Consider the following 16,110-nt stretch of genomic DNA (forward strand, 5'->3'; position numbering starts at 1 on the left):
GCGGTCTGAACTGATAGCACTCGCAAAGGCCATGTCGTTCCGGACGGACAGGTTTGGTGGCGCAGAATTGGTGCCCTTCCGAAAGAAGGCGCCGAGCCCTGCCGCCTCCGACAGCCGGTTGCCGGTTTTGATCGTCCTGCATCAGGAATGCTCGACTCCCGGCCGCGTCGGCAACGCGCTCCGCGCACTCGGCCATTCCCTCGACATCCGCCGTCCCCGCTTCGGCGATCCCCTGCCCGAGACGCTCGATCGGCATGCCGGCGCCGTGATCTTTGGCGGCCCGATGAGCGCCAATGATTCCGACGACTATATCCGCCGCGAGATCGACTGGATCGAAATTCCGCTGCGCGAGCAGCGGCCGTTCCTCGGCATCTGCCTTGGGGCCCAGATGCTCGCGATGCAGCTCGGTGCGCGCGTCGCGCCGCATGCCGATGCGCTGACCCAGATCGGCTACTACCCGATCCATCCGACCGCCGCGGGCCACGCGCTCTGCCCGGCCTGGCCGGCTCAGGTCTATCACTGGCATCGCGAGGGTTTCGATCTGCCTGTCGGCGCAGAGCTGCTCGCGGAAGGTGACGATTTTCCGGTGCAGGCATTCCGCGCCGGCAATGCTTTCGGCGTGCAGTTTCATCCTGATGTGACCTACGCGATGATGCATCGCTGGACCACGCGTGGCTATGACGGCTTCAGCGCGCCCGGCGCGCGGCAGCGGCACCATCATTTCGCAGATCGCGCCGTGTACGATGCCGCAGAGCGCGCCTGGCTCGATCACTTCATCAACGGCTGGCTGGCGCGCCGGCCCGTGCTGGCGCAAGCCGCCGAGTGATCGCGGCTTCGCGCAAGTCCTTGGCGCAGATCCTTGGCGCAAGTCCTTGCCTCCGCCCCTGATATGCTAGGCTCTCCGTCAACGAGCGCGCACCAATGCGTGCCGGCAAACAAGGGAGAGCGCCATGGCCTACGAGCACATTCTCTACGAGGTGAGCGACAAGATCGCGACCATCACGCTCAATCGTCCTGATCGCATGAATGCGTGGACGCCGACCATGGAGCGCGACGTGCGTCATGCGATGGAAGCATCAAGCGCCGACGACAATGTCCGCGTCATCGTCCTCACCGGCGCGGGCCGCGCGTTCTGCGCTGGCGCCGATATGGATGCGCTCAAGGGGCTCGACCCAGATGACGTCAGGCGTGCCTCGAACCTGCCGCCGTTCGACATGAATCGCCGGCCGGACTGGCAGACGCGCTACGGCTTCTACCCGTCGATCAGGAAACCGGTCATCGCCATGCTCAATGGTGCCACCGCCGGCATCGGCCTTGTGCACGCGCTCTATTGCGACCTGCGCTTTGCCACCGACAACACCGTGTTCACGACGGCCTTCGCACGGCGCGGTCTGATCGCCGAGCACGGCATCAGCTGGATGTTGCCGCGCATCGTCGGCCACGCCAATGCGATGGATCTCTTGTTGTCGGCGCGGCGGGTGTCGAGCGAGGAAGCGCTGCGGATCGGACTGGTCAATCGGCTTTGCCCGCCTGAGAAGCTGCGCGAGGAGACCTACGCCTATGCGCGCGATCTCGCCGATTTCGTCTCGCCGAGCGCCATGGCCGTGATCAAGCGCCAGCTCTACGAGGTGCCGTTCCAGACCCTGGCGGAGGCCACGATCGAAGCCAACCGGGAGATGATGGTGGCGTTGGCCGGCAGCGATTTCCGGGAGGGCGTGGCGAGTTTCATGGAGAAGCGGCCGCCAAGGTTTACGGGGAAGTAGGGGGAAGCGCCTTGCGGAGGAAGCCCGCCTTCGCCCTACGGGCTTCGGCGAGGCAGCCTTCGCTCACTTCGCTGCGAGAGAGACTTTCCCAAGGCTTGCCTAGCCGAAGTTCGCGAAGCGAGCGAAGGCTGGTGGAGCCAGGCGGGATCGAACCGCCGACCTCGTCATTGCGAACGACGCGCTCTCCCAGCTGAGCTATGGCCCCTTTGCTGGCCGCTCTGGTAAACGCGGCCGACAACCGGGCGCCATTTAAGTCCCCGCCAAGGTCAAGTCAAGGACGGGTGTAAGGCGGTTTTAGCCATGGGGGCGCCGACTTCCCTTGTTTGGGCGGGGGGGAACCGATATCTAGCAAAGGCGTCAATTCTGACCGCAGCCAGTCTTCAAAAGCCAGAGTCTTCAATGCGTGCCGTTCTCGACATCGTCATCATCGTGCTCGACCTCTACGTCTGGCTGCTGATCGCCTCCGCGATCCTGTCCTGGCTGATCGCCTTCAACGTGGTCAACACCCGCAACCAGTTCGTCTCGGCGGTGGCAGAGTTCCTGTACCGGATCACCGAGCCCCTGCTGGCGCCGATTCGCAATTTCCTGCCCAGTCTCGGCGGCCTCGACATCTCGCCGATCATCCTGATTCTGCTCATCATGTTTATCGAGCGGGTGATCCTGTACTACATCTACCCGAACGTGATCTGAGCGGGCTGGAGCGCCTTGGTCGCGAGAGAGGCCTCTAAGGAACCCTGGCGCTACGCGGCCGCTGGAATCAGCATTGCGCTGCGGGTGACGCCGCGCGGCGGCCGCGACGACATCGACGGGATCGAACAGCTGGCCGATGGCCGCAGCGTGCTCAAGGTGCGGGTGCGAGCGATCGCTGACGGCGGCGAGGCCAACAAGGCCGTTCTGGTGCTGCTGGCGAAATCGCTTGGTGTTCCCAAGGCCAGCGTGAGGCTCCTGTCCGGAGCCACCTCGCGGCTGAAGCAGATCGCAGTCGACGGCGATCCGGCACGGCTCGGCGAGGCCCTGCGCCAGCTCGTCCAAGTCAAATCGGCGGCCGCCAAATCGGAAGACTAAGGGAACTGACATGACCGCCAAAATCATCGATGGAAAAGTCATCGCCGCGGAGCTTCGCGCCCGCGTGGCCGACGAGGTCGCCCGGGTCAAGCGCGAGCACAATCTGGTGCCGGGGCTGGCGGTCGTCCTGGTCGGCAACGACCCCGCTAGCGAGGTCTATGTCCGCTCCAAGCACACCCAGACGCAAGGCGCGGGCATGGCCTCGTTCGAGCACAAGCTGCCGGCCGACGTCGCGCAAGCAGATCTCCTGGCGCTCGTCGCAAAGCTCAATCGCGATCCGGTCGTGCATGGCATTCTGGTGCAGCTGCCGCTGCCGAAGGGGTTGAACACGGAAGCCGTCATCAATGCCATTGACCCAGCCAAGGACGTCGACGGCCTGCATCCGAACAATGCCGGCCGGCTCGCCGGCGGGTTCGAGGCACTGTCTCCCTGCACGCCGCTCGGCTGCATCATCCTGACCAAGAGCGTGCATGCTTCGCTGGAGGGCATGAACGCCATCGTCATCGGCCGCTCCAATCTGGTCGGCCGCCCGCTGGTGCAATTGCTGCTGAATGAGAACGCCACGGTGACGATCGCGCATTCGCGCTCGCGCGACCTGCCCGGACTCGTGAAGAAGGCCGATCTCGTCTATGCCGCGGTCGGAAGGCCCGAGATGGTGCGCGGCGACTGGCTGAAGCCGGGCGCGACCGTGATCGATGTCGGCATCAACCGGATTCCGAAGGATGATGGCAAGACGCGCCTCGTCGGCGACGTCGCCTATCAGGAAGCGCTCGGGGTGGCCGGTGCGATCACGCCGGTGCCCGGCGGCGTCGGTCAGATGACGGTCGCGTGCCTGCTGGTGAACACGCTGCGCGCGGCCTGCGCGATCGCTGGGCTGCCTAAGCCGGCGGTGTAGCTGAACTCTCGTGTCCCGGACGCGGCGCGGCATGAAATGACGCGACGCTGAGCCGGGACCCATGGCGCCACAGTACTGGGCCCCGGTTCAGCAGCGCATCGTTTCACGCTGCGCTGCGTCCGGGGCACGGAAACTCAGCCCTTCTTTTTCTTCTCGCGGTCCATGCCTTCGAGGATCAGCTTGTGCGCATCCTCCGGGCCGCCCCAGCGCAGGATCTTCACCCATTTGCCCTTCTCGAGATCCTTGTAGTGCTCGAAGAAGTGCTGGATCTGCTGCAGCGTGATGTCGGGCAGGTCGGAGTACGACTTCACCTTGTCATAGCGCTGCGTCAGCTTCGACGACGGCACTGCCAAAATCTTCTCGTCGCCGCCGGCTTCGTCCTCCATGAACAGCACGCCGACCGGGCGCACGCTCATGACGGCGCCGGGAATGATGGCGCGGGTGTTGATGATCAGGACGTCGCAGGGGTCACCGTCATCGGACAGCGTGTGCGGGATGAAGCCATAGTTACCGGGGTAACGCATCGGCGTGTAGAGGAAGCGGTCGACCACCAGGGTGCCGGCCTCCTTGTCCATCTCGTATTTGATCGGTTCGCCGCCCACGGGGACTTCGATGACGACGTTGACGTCGTGAGGTACGTTCTTCCCGATCGAGATCGCATCGATACGCATTCAAGGCTCCGTTGTTGCCGAGGTGAAATCGCGCCCGGCAGCCGATTTTGGCGCTGTCATACGCGGGCTTGGCCCGCTGATCCATCGCGTTTTTGTGAAATAATGAATCCGGCGATCACCGGCTCAAAAGGCAACGGTATCGACGGAAGGGAATCGCTGCCGGGGAGGGTTTCAGCAGCTCAATTGGTCCAAGCGAAGGCAACCTTGTCGAGCGACTTCGGCCCGAACCGCTCTGACGAGCGCGCCACCATACGGCCCCCCAGCGCCCGGTAGAACTCGGTCGCCGGGTCGTTGTCCGAGAGCGCCCACACCACCATGCTCTTCAGTCCGCTCTGCATCAGGTCGCGGCGGGCGGCGGCGAACAGGCGACGGCCGAAGCCGAGACCCTGGAATTCCGGACGCAGATAAAGCTCGTAGACCTCGCCGTCGAAATGCAGGCTGCGGGCACGGTTGCGACCGTAATTGGCGTAGCCTGCGATCTTGTCGCCGAACACCAGCACGCTGACGCGGCTGCCCTTGCGGATCGCGCTGTCCCACCATTGTGGGCCACGGCGGTTGATCAGCTTTTCCAGCTCGGCACCGGGAATGATGCCCTGATAGGCGGAGCGCCAGGCTTCGTCATGAGTGGACGCCACCGCAGTTGCATCTGCAGCTTTGGCCGGCCGGACCTCGATCAGGGTTGTGCTCATGGACGCAATCAAACCAAGTCGCCGCGTCGGCGGCAAGACCTATCGTTAATTATCGGTTAACGTGTGGACTTTGTGCATCAGTATCTTAACCATGTTGTACCGAAAAAAGACAAGACGCCACTTAGTTGGCACCGGCATGCCGTGCGTCGGTGCAAAACGCCCGTGGCGGCAACGAATGAACGGTGATGGCGACGCAGAAAGTCTGCCGATACTGATTCGTTCCTACTAGTCTGATGGTCGCGGTTCTCGCCTTTCGGCAATCCATGCGGCTTCTCAATACCATCGCGCTCCTGCCTCTGCTGGCCTTGCTGACTGCGGCGCCTCTGTGCGCCCAGGTCACTCTTGGCCCATCCGGCGAGGAGGGCGAACCGCTTCGCCGACAACAATGGCTTGTGCCGTCGCCGGCTACCGACATTGCCGCGCATGCCCTGCTGTTTCGCCCCCCCGGCGCAGGTCCGTTCCGGCTTGCGGTGATCGCGCACGCCTCGACCCAGAATGGTTTGCGTCGTGCGCAGATGCCGCAACCGGAATACCGTCCGCTCGTAGCCCATCTCGTCGCGCGCGGTTTTGCCGTGCTGGTGCCGGAGCGGCTCGGCCATGGCGCGACCGGCGGCCGCTATGTCGAGGACCAGGGCGGATGTGACGAGGCCGACTATGCGCGTTCGGGCCGAGCAACGGCCGAGCAGATCCGGCTCGCGCTGGACCATTTGCGAAAGCAGGATTTCATTCGCAAGGAGGCCGCCATCGTGATCGGCCATTCCGCCGGCGGCTGGGGTGCGCTGGCGCTGGCGCATGCCGATCCGAAAGCGATCTCGGCGATCACAGTGTTCGCACCGGGGCGCGGCGGCCACGCCAATGACGAGCCGAACCGGATCTGCGCGCCGCACTCGCTTCGTGCCACTGCTGCGGAGTTCGGCAGGGGCGCGCGCATTCCGGTCACCTGGCTCGTTGCGGGCAACGACAGCTATTTCTCGCCGGCATTTTCGAAAGGGCTGGCCGATGCGTTTCGCGGCAGCGGCGGCAAAGCCGATGTTCGCGTCTTGCCGGCCGTCGGCAGCGAGGGGCATTGGATGATCGAGAGCGAGGCCGGGGTCAAGGCCGCAAGCGACGCGCTTGATCGCGCACTGAACCCGCCGAAGCCCATGGCGACAAAGAAGCCATGACGCTGTATTTTCTGATCAAATATCTGCATGTGCTCGGCGCCATCGTCATCCTCGGCACCGGGACCGGCATCGCCTTCTTCATGCTGATGGCTCATCGCACTGGCGATGTGGCGTTCATTGCACGCACCGCGTCGGTGGTCGTGATTGCGGATGCGATCTTCACGCTCTCCGCCGTGATCCTGCAGCCGGTCTCGGGTGGCCTGCTGATGCTGTTCTCGGCGACGCCGATCACCGAGCACTGGCTGCTCACCTCGCTCGCGCTCTACGTCGTCGCAGGCCTATTTTGGGTCCCCGTCGTCTTCATGCAGATCGAGATGCGCGATCTCGCGCACAAGGCCACCGGGCAGCGCGGTGTGCTTCCCGAGCGCTACTTCGTCCTGTTCCGCCGCTGGTTCGCATTCGGCTTCCCCGGTTTCGGGGCGACGATGCTGATCCTGTGGCTGATGATCGCCAAACCGTTTTGAGAGACCCGATGGGTGAGCGAACCATTCTGGTGCTCGGCGCCTCCGGCCTGATCGGGCGCTTCGTCACCGACGATCTTCGCGCGCGGGGATTTCGCGTCGTCGGCCTGGCACGCAGCCTGTCGTCGGCGCAAAAGATGAGCTCGCTTGATATCGAGCTGCCGATCCTCTCCCTCGATACGGCTGCCCTGACGCGACTGCTCCGCGGGCACGCCGTGGACATCGTCGTGAACTGCCTCGGCGTACTTCAGGACGGGCCCGGCAGTGACACGGGCGCCGTGCATCGCGATTTTGTCGCGCGGCTGCTTGCGGCGATCGGCGACAGCGGCCGTGCGATCCGCCTGGTGCACATCTCGATCCCCGGAGCGGCGGAGGCCGACCGCACTGCCTTCGCGACGACCAAGCGCGAAGCCGAGCGCTTGATCGCGGTCTCCGGCATTCCCTATGCCGTGTTGCGGCCCGGCTTCGTGGTCGCACCGTCAGCCTATGGCGGCAGCGCCATGCTCCGCGCGCTCGCGGCCTTTCCGCTCGATCTTCCAGACAAGGAAATGGCAACGCCGTTCCAACCCGTCGCGGTGGAGGATATTTCGGCCACCATCGCCTGGCTCGCCGCACGTGACGTCGACGAGGCCACCGTGAAGGCGGTGAGCTGGGATCTGATGCAAACAGAGCTGGTCACCATGGCCGGCGTCATCAAAGAGTTTCGTCTCGCATTCGGCACGGCCGGCTGGCTGCGTGTCGCGATGCCGGCCTTCATGCTCGAGCTCGGCGCCAAGATCGGCGATCTCGCCTGTCATCTCGGCTGGATGCCGCCGATGCGCTCCACGGCCATCGCCGAACTGCGCCGTGGTGTGCGAGGTGATCCCTCGGCGTGGATCACCGCCACCGGCATCACACCGAAGACGCTGACGGACATGATCGGCCGCCATCCCGCGACGGTCCAGGACAAATGGTTCGCGCGCCTGTTCCTGGTCAAGGCGCTGATCTTGGCGAGTCTGGTGGCGTTCTGGCTCGTCTCCGGCTTCATCGCGCTGTTCGTGTCCTATCGCGCCGCCGCCGCGATCCTGACTGGGCACAATTTCCCGCCGGCGCTGGTCGATCCCATCACCATCGGCACCAGCTTGATGGACATGAGCATCGGCGCGCTGATCGCCTTCCGCCGCACTGCGGCGATCGGCCTCGTTGCAGGCATCATGGCCTCGCTCGGCTATATGGTCGGCGCGGCGATCCTGACACCCGACCTCTGGATCGAGCCGCTCGGTGCGCTGGTGAAGACCGGGCCGGCGATCGTGCTGATGCTGGTCGCGCTCCTGATGCTGGATAATCGATAGCGTTTTCGAGCGAAGTGGAGCCCGGTTCGCGTGAAGAAAACGCGTCAAGAGAGAAGTCTGATGAGCAAATGGCCCGACGACGACGTGATCCTGTTCGACGGCGTCTGCATCTTCTGCTCGCGCTGGGTCCGCTTCGTTGCGAAGCGCGACATGGCGAGGCGGTTTCGGTTCACGCCGATCCAGTCGGACTATGGGACTCGGCTCGCGCGGGCATTCGGTATCGATCCCGATGATCCCGATACCAACGCCGTTGTCCATGGCGGCGTGGTATTCATGAAGTCCGACGCCGCGCTGACGGTGCTGTCGCAGCTGCCCGGCTGGAGCTGGGTGGGCGCGTTCTTCGCGGTGCCGAAGCCGCTGCGCGATTCCGTTTACGGCCTCATCGCGCGCAATCGCTATCGCATTTTCGGGAAGTACGATTCGTGTTTCGTGCCTGATGCCGATTTGCGGGCCCGGGTGATCGAGTAGCTACGTCATTGCGAGCGAAACTACGGCTTGCCCGCAGCCGCCAGCACTTCCTTCGCCGCCCGCTCGCCGCTGTCCCGCGCGCCATGCGCCGTCGTGAAGAAAGTCGGTGATGTCGCCTCGCCCGCGAAGAACAGCCGTCCATCCACCGGCGCAGCCAGCGCCGCACGGTCGCCGGCGTGCCCCGGCAGCGCGTGCGAATAGGAGCCCCGCGCGAGGGGATCGTGGGCCCAGCGCGACTCATACAGCGGCTTCAGCTTGCGGCGGATGCCGTTGCCGAGGAAGCCGGCGATCTCGTTGATAGCTTGCGCGGCAATGGCGCCTTCGCCGCAATCCTCCAGCGCGCGCGCAAAGCTGCCGCCGAAAAAGCCTTCGATGCAGGGCTGGCCGAACGGGCGGATGTGATAGGTGCCCATCTCGGTGCGCATGGTGGCGCCGCGCAAATTGGCTTCCTTCGGGAAGGCTTCGGCGTCTTCGAGCGCCAGCGTCACCTTGTCGTCGACGCCGAGCGGCAGGCCGGCTGCTGCGCCGACCTTGGTCGGCAATGGCGGCGAGAAGCGGACCGTCTCATCGGCGATCAGATTGGTCGGCACCGTGACGATCAACTTGTCGGCGGTCAGCGCGCCCTGCGATGTCTCGATGCGGATGCGCTTGCCGGAATGATCGATCAGCGCAACCTTGCAGTTCAACGCCACCGGGCAGAGCGCGCCGTAGGTCGAAACGAGCGCGCCATAGCCGCGCCGGACGCGCCAGTTGAGGTCCGTGTCCTCATAGGCATCCCAGTCCAGCGTCGACATATCCTTCAGCTCGCAGCCGTTGATATAGGTCGAGATCGCGTCGATCATCGGATTCCAGCGATTGCCCACTTCAAGGCTCAGGCTCGCGGGCTCGTCCTTGCCATTTTGCGCGGCCTGCCAGAGGCGCGCGTAGAACGTATCCATCGCGCGGATGAAATCGTCGCGCTCGCCTTGCGGAAACGCGTTGCCATAAGCGCGCTCGCGCCAGGGCGGCAGGTCCTTGTTGAGCTCGAACCCGAGCTGCCGCGCGATTGCGACGAAAGAGTTTTTGTCGGCGGAGTGCAGCCAGCCGCAGCCGACGTCGAAGATCACCTCAGGCGAGGCCTGTACCGTCCAGGCGCGGCCGCCGAGCCTGCCACGCGCCTCCAGCACGATCACCGCGAGGCCGCAGTCCGCCAGCGCATGCGCCGCGCCGAGGCCGGCGGCCCCGGCGCCGATGATCGCGACGTCGACGGACGAAGGGAGGGAGGTCATTGGCGGGCTCTAGCACGTTCGCTGGGTGCGCTGAAGCCGCTACGCGTATAGCGGTCATCAACCGCCCATGTGTGCAACAGCGCTTTGGGGCGGGTGATTCAATATTCTGGAGACGGTCTCGTAGGGTGGGCAAAGGCGCCCTTGCGCCGTGCCCACCATTCTCAAGTGGTGGGCACGCTATCGCGTTGCCCACCCTACGGCACTGCGGTGTGCGGCAGCTTACGCCACCGCTTCCTTGGCCTTCTCCGCGCGCTTGCGCTCGTTCGGGTCGAGATGCTTCTTGCGCAGGCGGATCGACTTCGGCGTGACCTCGACGAGCTCGTCGTCCTCGATATAGGCGAGCGCCTTTTCCAACGTCATGCGGATCGGCGGGGTCAGGCGCACGGCTTCGTCCTTGGAGGTCGTGCGGATGTTGGTGAGCTGCTTGCCCTTGAGCACGTTGATCTCGAGGTCGTTGTCGCGGGTGTGCTCGCCGACGATCATGCCCTTGTAGACCTTCCAGCCCGGCTCGATCATCATCGGGCCGCGGTCTTCCAGCTTGAACATGGCGTAAGCCACCGCTTCGCCCTGGTCATTGGAGATCAAGACGCCGTTGCGGCGGCCCTGGATCTCGCCCTTGTACGGCGCATAGCCGTGGAACAGGCGGTTCATGATTGCGGTGCCGCGGGTGTCGGTGAGCAGCTCGCCCTGGTAGCCGATCAGGCCGCGGGTCGGCGCGTAGAACACCAGGCGCTGGCGGTTGCCGCCCGAGGGCTTCATCTCGATCAGCTCGGACTTGCGCTCGCTCATCTTCTGCACGACGACGCCGGAGTGCTCCTCGTCGACGTCGATCACGACTTCCTCGATCGGCTCCATGGTGGCGCCGGTGGCTTCGTCCTTCTGGTAGACGACGCGCGGGCGCGACACCGAGAGCTCGAAGCCTTCGCGGCGCATGGTCTCGATCAGGATCGCGAGCTGCAATTCGCCGCGGCCCGACACTTCCATCGCGTCCTTGTCGGAGGCTTCGACCACGCGCAGCGCGACATTGCCTTCGGCCTCGCGCAGCAGACGGTCGCGGATCATGCGGCTCGTCACCTTGTCGCCTTCGGTGCCGGCGAGCGGGGAGTTGTTGACGATGAAGGACATCGACACGGTCGGTGGATCGATCGGCTGTGCCGGCAGCGGCACCTCGACGGTCGGATCGCAGAAGGTGTCGGCGACGGTGCCCTTGGTCAGGCCCGCGATGGCGACGATGTCGCCGGCTTCGGCTTCATCGAGCGGCGTGCGCTCGAGGCCGCGGAACGCCAGGATCTTGGTGATGCGCCCGGATTCGACCAGCTTGCCCTCGGCGTTGAGCACCTTGACCTGCTGGTTCGGCTTGAGCACGCCGGAGGAGATGCGGCCGGTGATGATGCGGCCGAGATAGGGGTTGGCTTCGAGAATGGTGCCGATCATCTTGAACGGACCTTCTTCGACCTTCGGCGGCGCGACGTGGCGCAGGATCAGGTCGAACAGCGGCTCCATGCCCTTGTCCTTCGGACCCTCCGGGCTATCCGCCATCCAGCCCTGCTTGGCCGACCCGTAGAGGATCGGGAAGTCGAGCTGCTCTTCGCTGGCATCGAGCGCCGCGAACAGGTCGAACACCTCGTTGATGACTTCGGTCGGGCGCGCGTCGGGACGATCGACCTTGTTGATGACGACGATCGGCTTGAGGCCGACCTTGAGCGCCTTGGAAACCACGAACTTGGTCTGCGGGAGCGGGCCTTCGGCAGCGTCGACCAGCACCAGCGCGCCGTCCACCATGTTCAGGATGCGCTCGACCTCACCGCCGAAATCGGCGTGGCCGGGGGTGTCGACGATGTTGATGCGGGTGTCCTTCCACTGCACCGAGGCTGCCTTGGCCAGGATGGTGATGCCGCGCTCGCGCTCCAGATCGTTGGAGTCCATGGCGCGATCGGTCACCTTCTGGTTTTCGCGGAACGTGCCGGACTGCTGGAGGAGCTTGTCGACCAGGGTCGTCTTGCCGTGGTCGACGTGGGCGATGATGGCGACGTTACGGAGGTTCATGAGTGAGCTTCTTTGCGTTCGTACAATGGGTTAAGCGCGATCTCGCCGGTCGGACCGGGACCTCTTCTCGAAACAACGCTGGAAGACTGGAAACGGGCGCTCGCCGCCCAAAAAGGAAGCCCGGCCATATCGACCGGGCACCCTGCGCGTTGCGGCGCAATATATGCAAAAACCGCCAAAAAACAATGTGTTCTTTGGCCATTGGTTGACTGAATTTTGTCCGGGAATCTCCGGGGCTTAGCTGCCGTTCCGGGCCGGCGGGGCCTTTCGGCCCATGATGGCCGCCCAGATCATGACGACCCCTCCGATGCCGATGACCAGTCCCAAAAAGACCAGCGAAGCGATGTCGGCGGGGATCTGGCCACCTTCGACCACCGACATTCCGCCGAACAGGAGCGCGCAGAGCCCCGGCAGCAGCATGAAGATCCCGGCGATCGCCATCAGCGCGGTCAGGCAGCCGCTGCGCTGGTGCTGGTTCTGCGGGGGCAGATCCGGTGGGGTTTGCCTGGAATCGCTCATGGTCTCTTTCTCGCTGCCCTGATCAGCATCACGCCGGCAACGGCCGCCAGCAGCGCAAGCACGAGGACGGGAATGAAGCGGGTGTCGAAGTGGGACGATTGGGTCTGGTCGAACGCAAAGATCAGGGCGCAGATGCCGGGCAGCAGCAGGATCACCCCGAACATCACCATCAACGCGGTGGCGCATCCGCTTCGCGGCGGCGGTGAGGGTGGAGGCGTGTCGCTCATCGCGACATCTCCTCACTGTGCCTGGCTTCCCGATAAGTTTCACCGGCCAGCGCGGTGCGGATTCCGTCGATCTTGCCGTTCCGGTAGAACAGATTGTAGGTGTCGAACGGAATGATCGTCCCCTGCTCCGTCACGAAATGGATGCAGCTGCGCTTGACGTTGCCGACGCAGAAATTGAAACGATCGAGGAATTGCACGATGGTGACGCGGAACACGTTCTCGTAAGTGAGTCCTTCCGGCACCTCGAAGCTCGGCAGGCAGCACAGCAATTCGCAGACGCGCTCGCTGGTGTTCAGTGGCCCCGACGACAGCGAGAACAGGTCGACGAATTTCTCCCGCAGCATCGGATATTTTTCCGGACTGATCGTGTTGGGCATCACCGCAACCAGCTGCTCCTGCGGAATCACCGATGTCAGCGGCAGCACCTTCTCGCCGTTGCGCAGGCCGTAACCGATCGAGATGCTTTCGGGGTTACAGGGCAGCGGGATCATGTCCTTGTCGCCGAACACGCCGGTCTCGATCACGCGCTTGCGGATCTCCGACAGCATGATGCGGTCGCTATTCTTGTCGAAATTCTCGTTGCGGCCGGCGTCCTGCACCGGCTGCAGCGTGACGCCGCGCACGCATTTCCAGGTCAGCGCGTGACGGACGATGTCGCCGATCTCGGCCTCGTTGACACCGCGCTTGATGGTCGCGACCAGCGTGGTCGACACGCCGAAATGCTCGAGATTCTCCAGCGCCTGCTGGCGAATCTTGCGCAAATCCGCGCCGCGCAAATTGATCAGCGCATCGCGCTGCAGCGAATCGAACTGGAGATAGACCTCCAGCCCGCGTCTGTTCTCGGCGAGCCGTGCCACAAAATCCTTTTCGCGGGCGATGCGCAGGCCGTTGGTATTGATCATGACGTGGCGGATCGGGCGGGCGCGCACGGCGTCCAGGATCTTGAAGAAATCCGGATGCAGCGTCGGCTCGCCGCCGGAAATCTGCACCAGATCAGGCTCGCCTTCGCTTGCGACCAGCGCGTCCAGCATCTTCTCGACCGTCGCGAGCGGGGTGAATTTCGTTCGCACGGGCGAGGATTCCGCGAAGCAAACCGGGCAGGTGAGATTGCAATGCTCGGTGATCTCGATCAGCGCCAGGCAGGAGTGCTGCTCGTGGTCGGCACACAGGCCGCAATCATAGGGACAGCCGAATTCGGTGCGCTGCTGGAATTGCAGTGGCCGGTCGCCCGGTTTGATGAAATCCTTGCACAGGCGCCAATAGGCGGCGTCCGTCGACACCAGCGTCGACTGGACACCGTGCTCCCTGCAGCGCTTTTCGTACCAGACCTCGTTGTCCAGGATCTGGATCTTGGTCGGCACCAGCTTCAGGCAGGTTTCGCAGAGAGATTGGGTCTGGCCCCAGAAGATATAGGGCCGCGACTTACGCAACGGCGCGTTCATGCACGGGTCTCGCTTTGGGGGCCCTCGCCAGCATGAATGCGGCGTAGAGCACGATGGACAGCGACAGCAGGTGAAACAGGGTGAGGGGGCCGATCAGCGGGCCGTAGGGTTTGAGGAATTCCCACAGGAAGCGTTGCGCTCCGTAATAGGCGAGCACCAGGTAGAATCCATTGGTGATCGTGAATGCGTTCCGGTTCAAGACCGCCAGCACATAGATGAGCGCGAAGACCGCCATGGCCGCGCTCTCATAGAGCTGCACGGGATGACGAAGGACACCGTCACCGAAATCATGGCCGAACGGCAGCGCCGTCGGCGTACCATAGGTGAAATCGTCAAGGCCCGCGAAGTAGCAGCCGAGCCGGCCGATCGCGATGCCGAGCGCCAGCGGCAGCGCAAACCGCGCGCCGGTTCGGACCGTGATCCCTGCGGACCATTTGTAGAGCTCGATCGCCACGATGCCGCCAGCCAGTGCGCCCTCCACCGAGCGCGCAATGCCGCTCTGACCGGACAGCCACAGATTGGCCGAGCCGAACAGATAGGCTCCGAGGCCTGCGCCGAACACCAGCGCGGCGATGTAAGGCAGCTCGAAGGATTGCACCGGAAACTGCAGGCGCTGTCGCGACAGCCAGTAGACAGCCGCCGCTGCCGCCAGCCAGGCCGCAATGTCGAAGAGAGTGTGAAGGAAAGCCCCGCTCATGCGGGCGATACTAGCCCAGGTTCTGGCCGCGTGGGATAGTGCGCCCGTTCCTTCTTCAAGCCCAGGGCGAGCCGGGTCGCTCTACCCCGCCTCCCGCTCCTCGGTCGGATAGACGCCGCGCAGCACCTCCTCGAAGTGCAGTTTCACCGCGTCGTTGCACAGGCAGGCGCGAAGCCTCAGGCCGTCGCGGCTGCGTACCAGAATCGATCCGCGCCTTGTGTCGAGAATCCGTTCTGCCTTGAACGATTGAAGCACGCGGCTGGCATATGAGCGGCCAACGCCGAGCAGCGTCGCAAGCTGTTCGTGGGTCAGCGGCACGCTGCTCTCGTCGCCGGTCCGCTCCATCGCCGCCAGGATCCATTTGGCGGTCCGCTGCTCGATCGAATGGATCGCGTTGCAGGCGGTCGACTGGAAGATCTGCGCCAGCATGCAATCGGCATAGCGGGCAAAGATGTTGCGCAGCGACGTCGAGCGCAGCTTGGCCGCTTCCAGCTTGGCGACGTGAATGCGCGCAAACGGCCCGCCGAATTTCACGCAGATCCGGGTATAGGCCGGCAGGAATCCCTCGCTGACGATGCCGCCCACCGCGCCTTCACGGCCGACCAGGATGGTTTCGACGTCGCGGCCGTCCTCGTTGGGGACGAGAAAGGTCGCGAGCGAGGGACCGCAGGGGAAGTGGACGACCTGAACATTGTCACCGGGATTGTAGAGCAGCTGGCTGGCCGCGCAGTCCTCGACGGCGACGTGAGGTGCGAGCAGTGCGTAATCTGTCGCGTTCAGGCGCCGTAACAGATTGTTGGCCGGCCGGCTGTCGACCTCAATTGTACTGCCGATACGCGCATCCATCGCGACCCCCCATGCTCCTCTCACAATACTGAGTTTCCGTTCATTTCCTGTGTGCACAAGTGGACAGACTGAAGAACCGTGATGTGGTGGTTTCGTTCCGGGAACCCCTCGATGCGCTGGGCGCAGGCATCGTGGCGCGGCTGTCCTGATCAGAAAACTCCCCCTTCAAGATGCGATCATGGCACCTGCACTCTCCGATGGCTCATCCTGTCCTGCCGACGTCCTGGTCGTGGAAGACGATCCGATCATTGCGATCGATTTCGAGGACCGCCTGTTCGGATTTGGTGTGAGCCATGTGCGTACCGTCGGGTCGGTGGCGCAGGCGCTGGACGCGATCGGCAAGCGCGCCCCCGATTTCGCGCTGCTTGACGTCGAGCTGATCCGCGAGACCAGCTTTGCGGTCGCCGAGCGGCTGCTCGCGCTGAAGATCCCGTTCGTCTTCGTCACCGGCTATGGCGCCGAGGTGCGTATTCCGCCCGAATTCTCCGGTCAGCCGCGGTTGCAGAAGCCGTGTTCGAGTGACGCGCTGGAGGCGGCGTTACGCACGCGCGGCGCCTGA

19 protein-coding genes and 1 tRNA gene are annotated in these 16,110 nt (G+C 64.2%); 10 read left to right on the forward strand and 10 right to left on the reverse strand.

Annotation, left to right across the window (positions count from 1 at the left end; genetic code table 11):
- Positions 1-31 precede the first annotated feature (31 nt).
- Together IVA79_RS21810 and IVA79_RS21815 are read left to right on the forward strand one after the other, a co-directional pair.
- Complete coding sequence (locus IVA79_RS21810; protein ID WP_247556463.1) at positions 32-826, forward strand: glutamine amidotransferase; 795 nt, start codon at positions 32-34, stop codon at positions 824-826.
- Positions 827-950: 124 nt separating this feature from the next.
- A complete protein-coding gene (locus tag IVA79_RS21815) occupies positions 951-1,763 on the forward strand; it encodes an enoyl-CoA hydratase (RefSeq protein ID WP_247556465.1) in 813 nt (270 codons plus the stop codon).
- 129 nt (positions 1,764-1,892) lie between these two features.
- On the opposite strand, the gene IVA79_RS21820 is transcribed toward IVA79_RS21815, so the two are convergent.
- Positions 1,893-1,968, reverse strand: a tRNA-Ala gene (locus IVA79_RS21820).
- Between the two features lie 194 nt (positions 1,969-2,162).
- On the opposite strand from IVA79_RS21820, the gene IVA79_RS21825 reads away from it, so the two are divergent.
- From IVA79_RS21825 to folD, 3 genes are read left to right on the forward strand one after another with little or no spacing between them, the layout of a single operon-like run.
- Entirely contained in the window at positions 2,163-2,453 is a 291-nt protein-coding gene (locus IVA79_RS21825; RefSeq protein ID WP_008539240.1) for a YggT family protein, read from the forward strand.
- Between the two features lie 15 nt (positions 2,454-2,468).
- Positions 2,469-2,828 carry a DUF167 domain-containing protein gene (locus tag IVA79_RS21830; protein ID WP_247556467.1) on the forward strand — a complete coding sequence of 120 codons (360 nt, stop codon included), beginning with the start codon at positions 2,469-2,471 and terminating at the stop codon, positions 2,826-2,828.
- 10 nt (positions 2,829-2,838) lie between these two features.
- The gene (gene folD / locus IVA79_RS21835) at positions 2,839-3,723 is read left to right on the forward strand and encodes a bifunctional methylenetetrahydrofolate dehydrogenase/methenyltetrahydrofolate cyclohydrolase FolD (RefSeq protein ID WP_247556468.1); all 885 of its coding nucleotides are present in this window, start codon (positions 2,839-2,841) and stop codon (positions 3,721-3,723) included.
- 134 nt (positions 3,724-3,857) lie between these two features.
- On the opposite strand, the gene ppa is transcribed toward folD, so the two are convergent.
- Together ppa and IVA79_RS21845 are read right to left on the reverse strand one after the other, a co-directional pair.
- The gene (gene ppa, locus IVA79_RS21840) at positions 3,858-4,394 is read right to left on the reverse strand and encodes an inorganic diphosphatase (protein WP_247556471.1); all 537 of its coding nucleotides are present in this window, start codon (positions 4,392-4,394) and stop codon (positions 3,858-3,860) included.
- A gap of 179 nt (positions 4,395-4,573) precedes the next feature.
- Positions 4,574-5,083, reverse strand: coding sequence for a GNAT family N-acetyltransferase (locus IVA79_RS21845; RefSeq protein ID WP_246923601.1), 510 nt, complete (start codon positions 5,081-5,083; stop codon positions 4,574-4,576).
- Positions 5,084-5,346: 263 nt separating this feature from the next.
- On the opposite strand from IVA79_RS21845, the gene IVA79_RS21850 reads away from it, so the two are divergent.
- Genes IVA79_RS21850 through IVA79_RS21865 form a run of 4 tightly spaced genes read left to right on the forward strand, consistent with a single transcriptional unit; the run spans position 5,347 to position 8,506 of the window.
- Positions 5,347-6,246 carry an alpha/beta fold hydrolase gene (locus IVA79_RS21850; protein ID WP_247556475.1) on the forward strand — a complete coding sequence of 300 codons (900 nt, stop codon included), beginning with the start codon at positions 5,347-5,349 and terminating at the stop codon, positions 6,244-6,246.
- Positions 6,243-6,710, forward strand: a complete 468-nt coding sequence (locus tag IVA79_RS21855; protein ID WP_247556477.1) for a DUF2269 domain-containing protein — start codon at positions 6,243-6,245, stop codon at positions 6,708-6,710. Before IVA79_RS21850 ends, IVA79_RS21855 begins: the two co-directional genes overlap by 4 nt.
- Before the next feature lie 8 nt (positions 6,711-6,718).
- Positions 6,719-8,038 carry an SDR family oxidoreductase gene (locus tag IVA79_RS21860; protein ID WP_247556479.1) on the forward strand — a complete coding sequence of 440 codons (1,320 nt, stop codon included), beginning with the start codon at positions 6,719-6,721 and terminating at the stop codon, positions 8,036-8,038.
- Between the two features lie 60 nt (positions 8,039-8,098).
- Positions 8,099-8,506, forward strand: a complete 408-nt coding sequence (locus IVA79_RS21865) for a thiol-disulfide oxidoreductase DCC family protein (protein WP_247556481.1) — start codon at positions 8,099-8,101, stop codon at positions 8,504-8,506.
- A 20-nt stretch (positions 8,507-8,526) separates the two neighbouring features.
- Here IVA79_RS21865 and IVA79_RS21870 read toward each other — a convergent pair whose 3' ends face one another.
- The 7 genes from IVA79_RS21870 to IVA79_RS21900 form a co-directional block, all read right to left on the reverse strand.
- Complete coding sequence (locus IVA79_RS21870) at positions 8,527-9,774, reverse strand: NAD(P)/FAD-dependent oxidoreductase (RefSeq protein WP_247556483.1); 1,248 nt, start codon at positions 9,772-9,774, stop codon at positions 8,527-8,529.
- A 219-nt stretch (positions 9,775-9,993) separates the two neighbouring features.
- Positions 9,994-11,820: a translational GTPase TypA gene (gene typA, locus IVA79_RS21875; RefSeq protein WP_247556485.1), complete on the reverse strand. Its 1,827-nt coding sequence runs from the start codon at positions 11,818-11,820 to the stop codon at positions 9,994-9,996.
- 237 nt (positions 11,821-12,057) lie between these two features.
- Positions 12,058-12,339, reverse strand: coding sequence for a hypothetical protein (locus IVA79_RS21880; RefSeq protein ID WP_247556487.1), 282 nt, complete (start codon positions 12,337-12,339; stop codon positions 12,058-12,060).
- On the reverse strand, positions 12,336-12,566 hold the full coding sequence (locus IVA79_RS21885; RefSeq protein WP_247556489.1) for a DUF308 domain-containing protein: 231 nt from the start codon (positions 12,564-12,566) through the stop codon (positions 12,336-12,338). The genes IVA79_RS21880 and IVA79_RS21885 overlap by 4 nt, the downstream gene beginning before the upstream one ends.
- On the reverse strand, positions 12,563-14,008 hold the full coding sequence (locus IVA79_RS21890; RefSeq protein WP_247556491.1) for a radical SAM protein: 1,446 nt from the start codon (positions 14,006-14,008) through the stop codon (positions 12,563-12,565). The genes IVA79_RS21885 and IVA79_RS21890 overlap by 4 nt, the downstream gene beginning before the upstream one ends.
- Entirely contained in the window at positions 13,989-14,705 is a 717-nt protein-coding gene (locus IVA79_RS21895; RefSeq protein ID WP_247556493.1) for a prolipoprotein diacylglyceryl transferase family protein, read from the reverse strand. Before IVA79_RS21895 ends, IVA79_RS21890 begins: the two co-directional genes overlap by 20 nt.
- 81 nt (positions 14,706-14,786) lie before the next feature.
- Positions 14,787-15,551 carry a helix-turn-helix domain-containing protein gene (locus IVA79_RS21900; RefSeq protein ID WP_247556495.1) on the reverse strand — a complete coding sequence of 255 codons (765 nt, stop codon included), beginning with the start codon at positions 15,549-15,551 and terminating at the stop codon, positions 14,787-14,789.
- Between the two features lie 178 nt (positions 15,552-15,729).
- Between IVA79_RS21900 and IVA79_RS21905 the strand changes: the two genes are divergently transcribed.
- A complete protein-coding gene (locus tag IVA79_RS21905) occupies positions 15,730-16,110 on the forward strand; it encodes a response regulator (protein ID WP_247556497.1) in 381 nt (126 codons plus the stop codon).

The sequence above is a fragment of the Bradyrhizobium sp. 138 genome, assembly GCF_023074075.1.
In the GTDB taxonomy this organism is placed as follows: Bacteria; Pseudomonadota; Alphaproteobacteria; order Rhizobiales; family Xanthobacteraceae; genus Bradyrhizobium.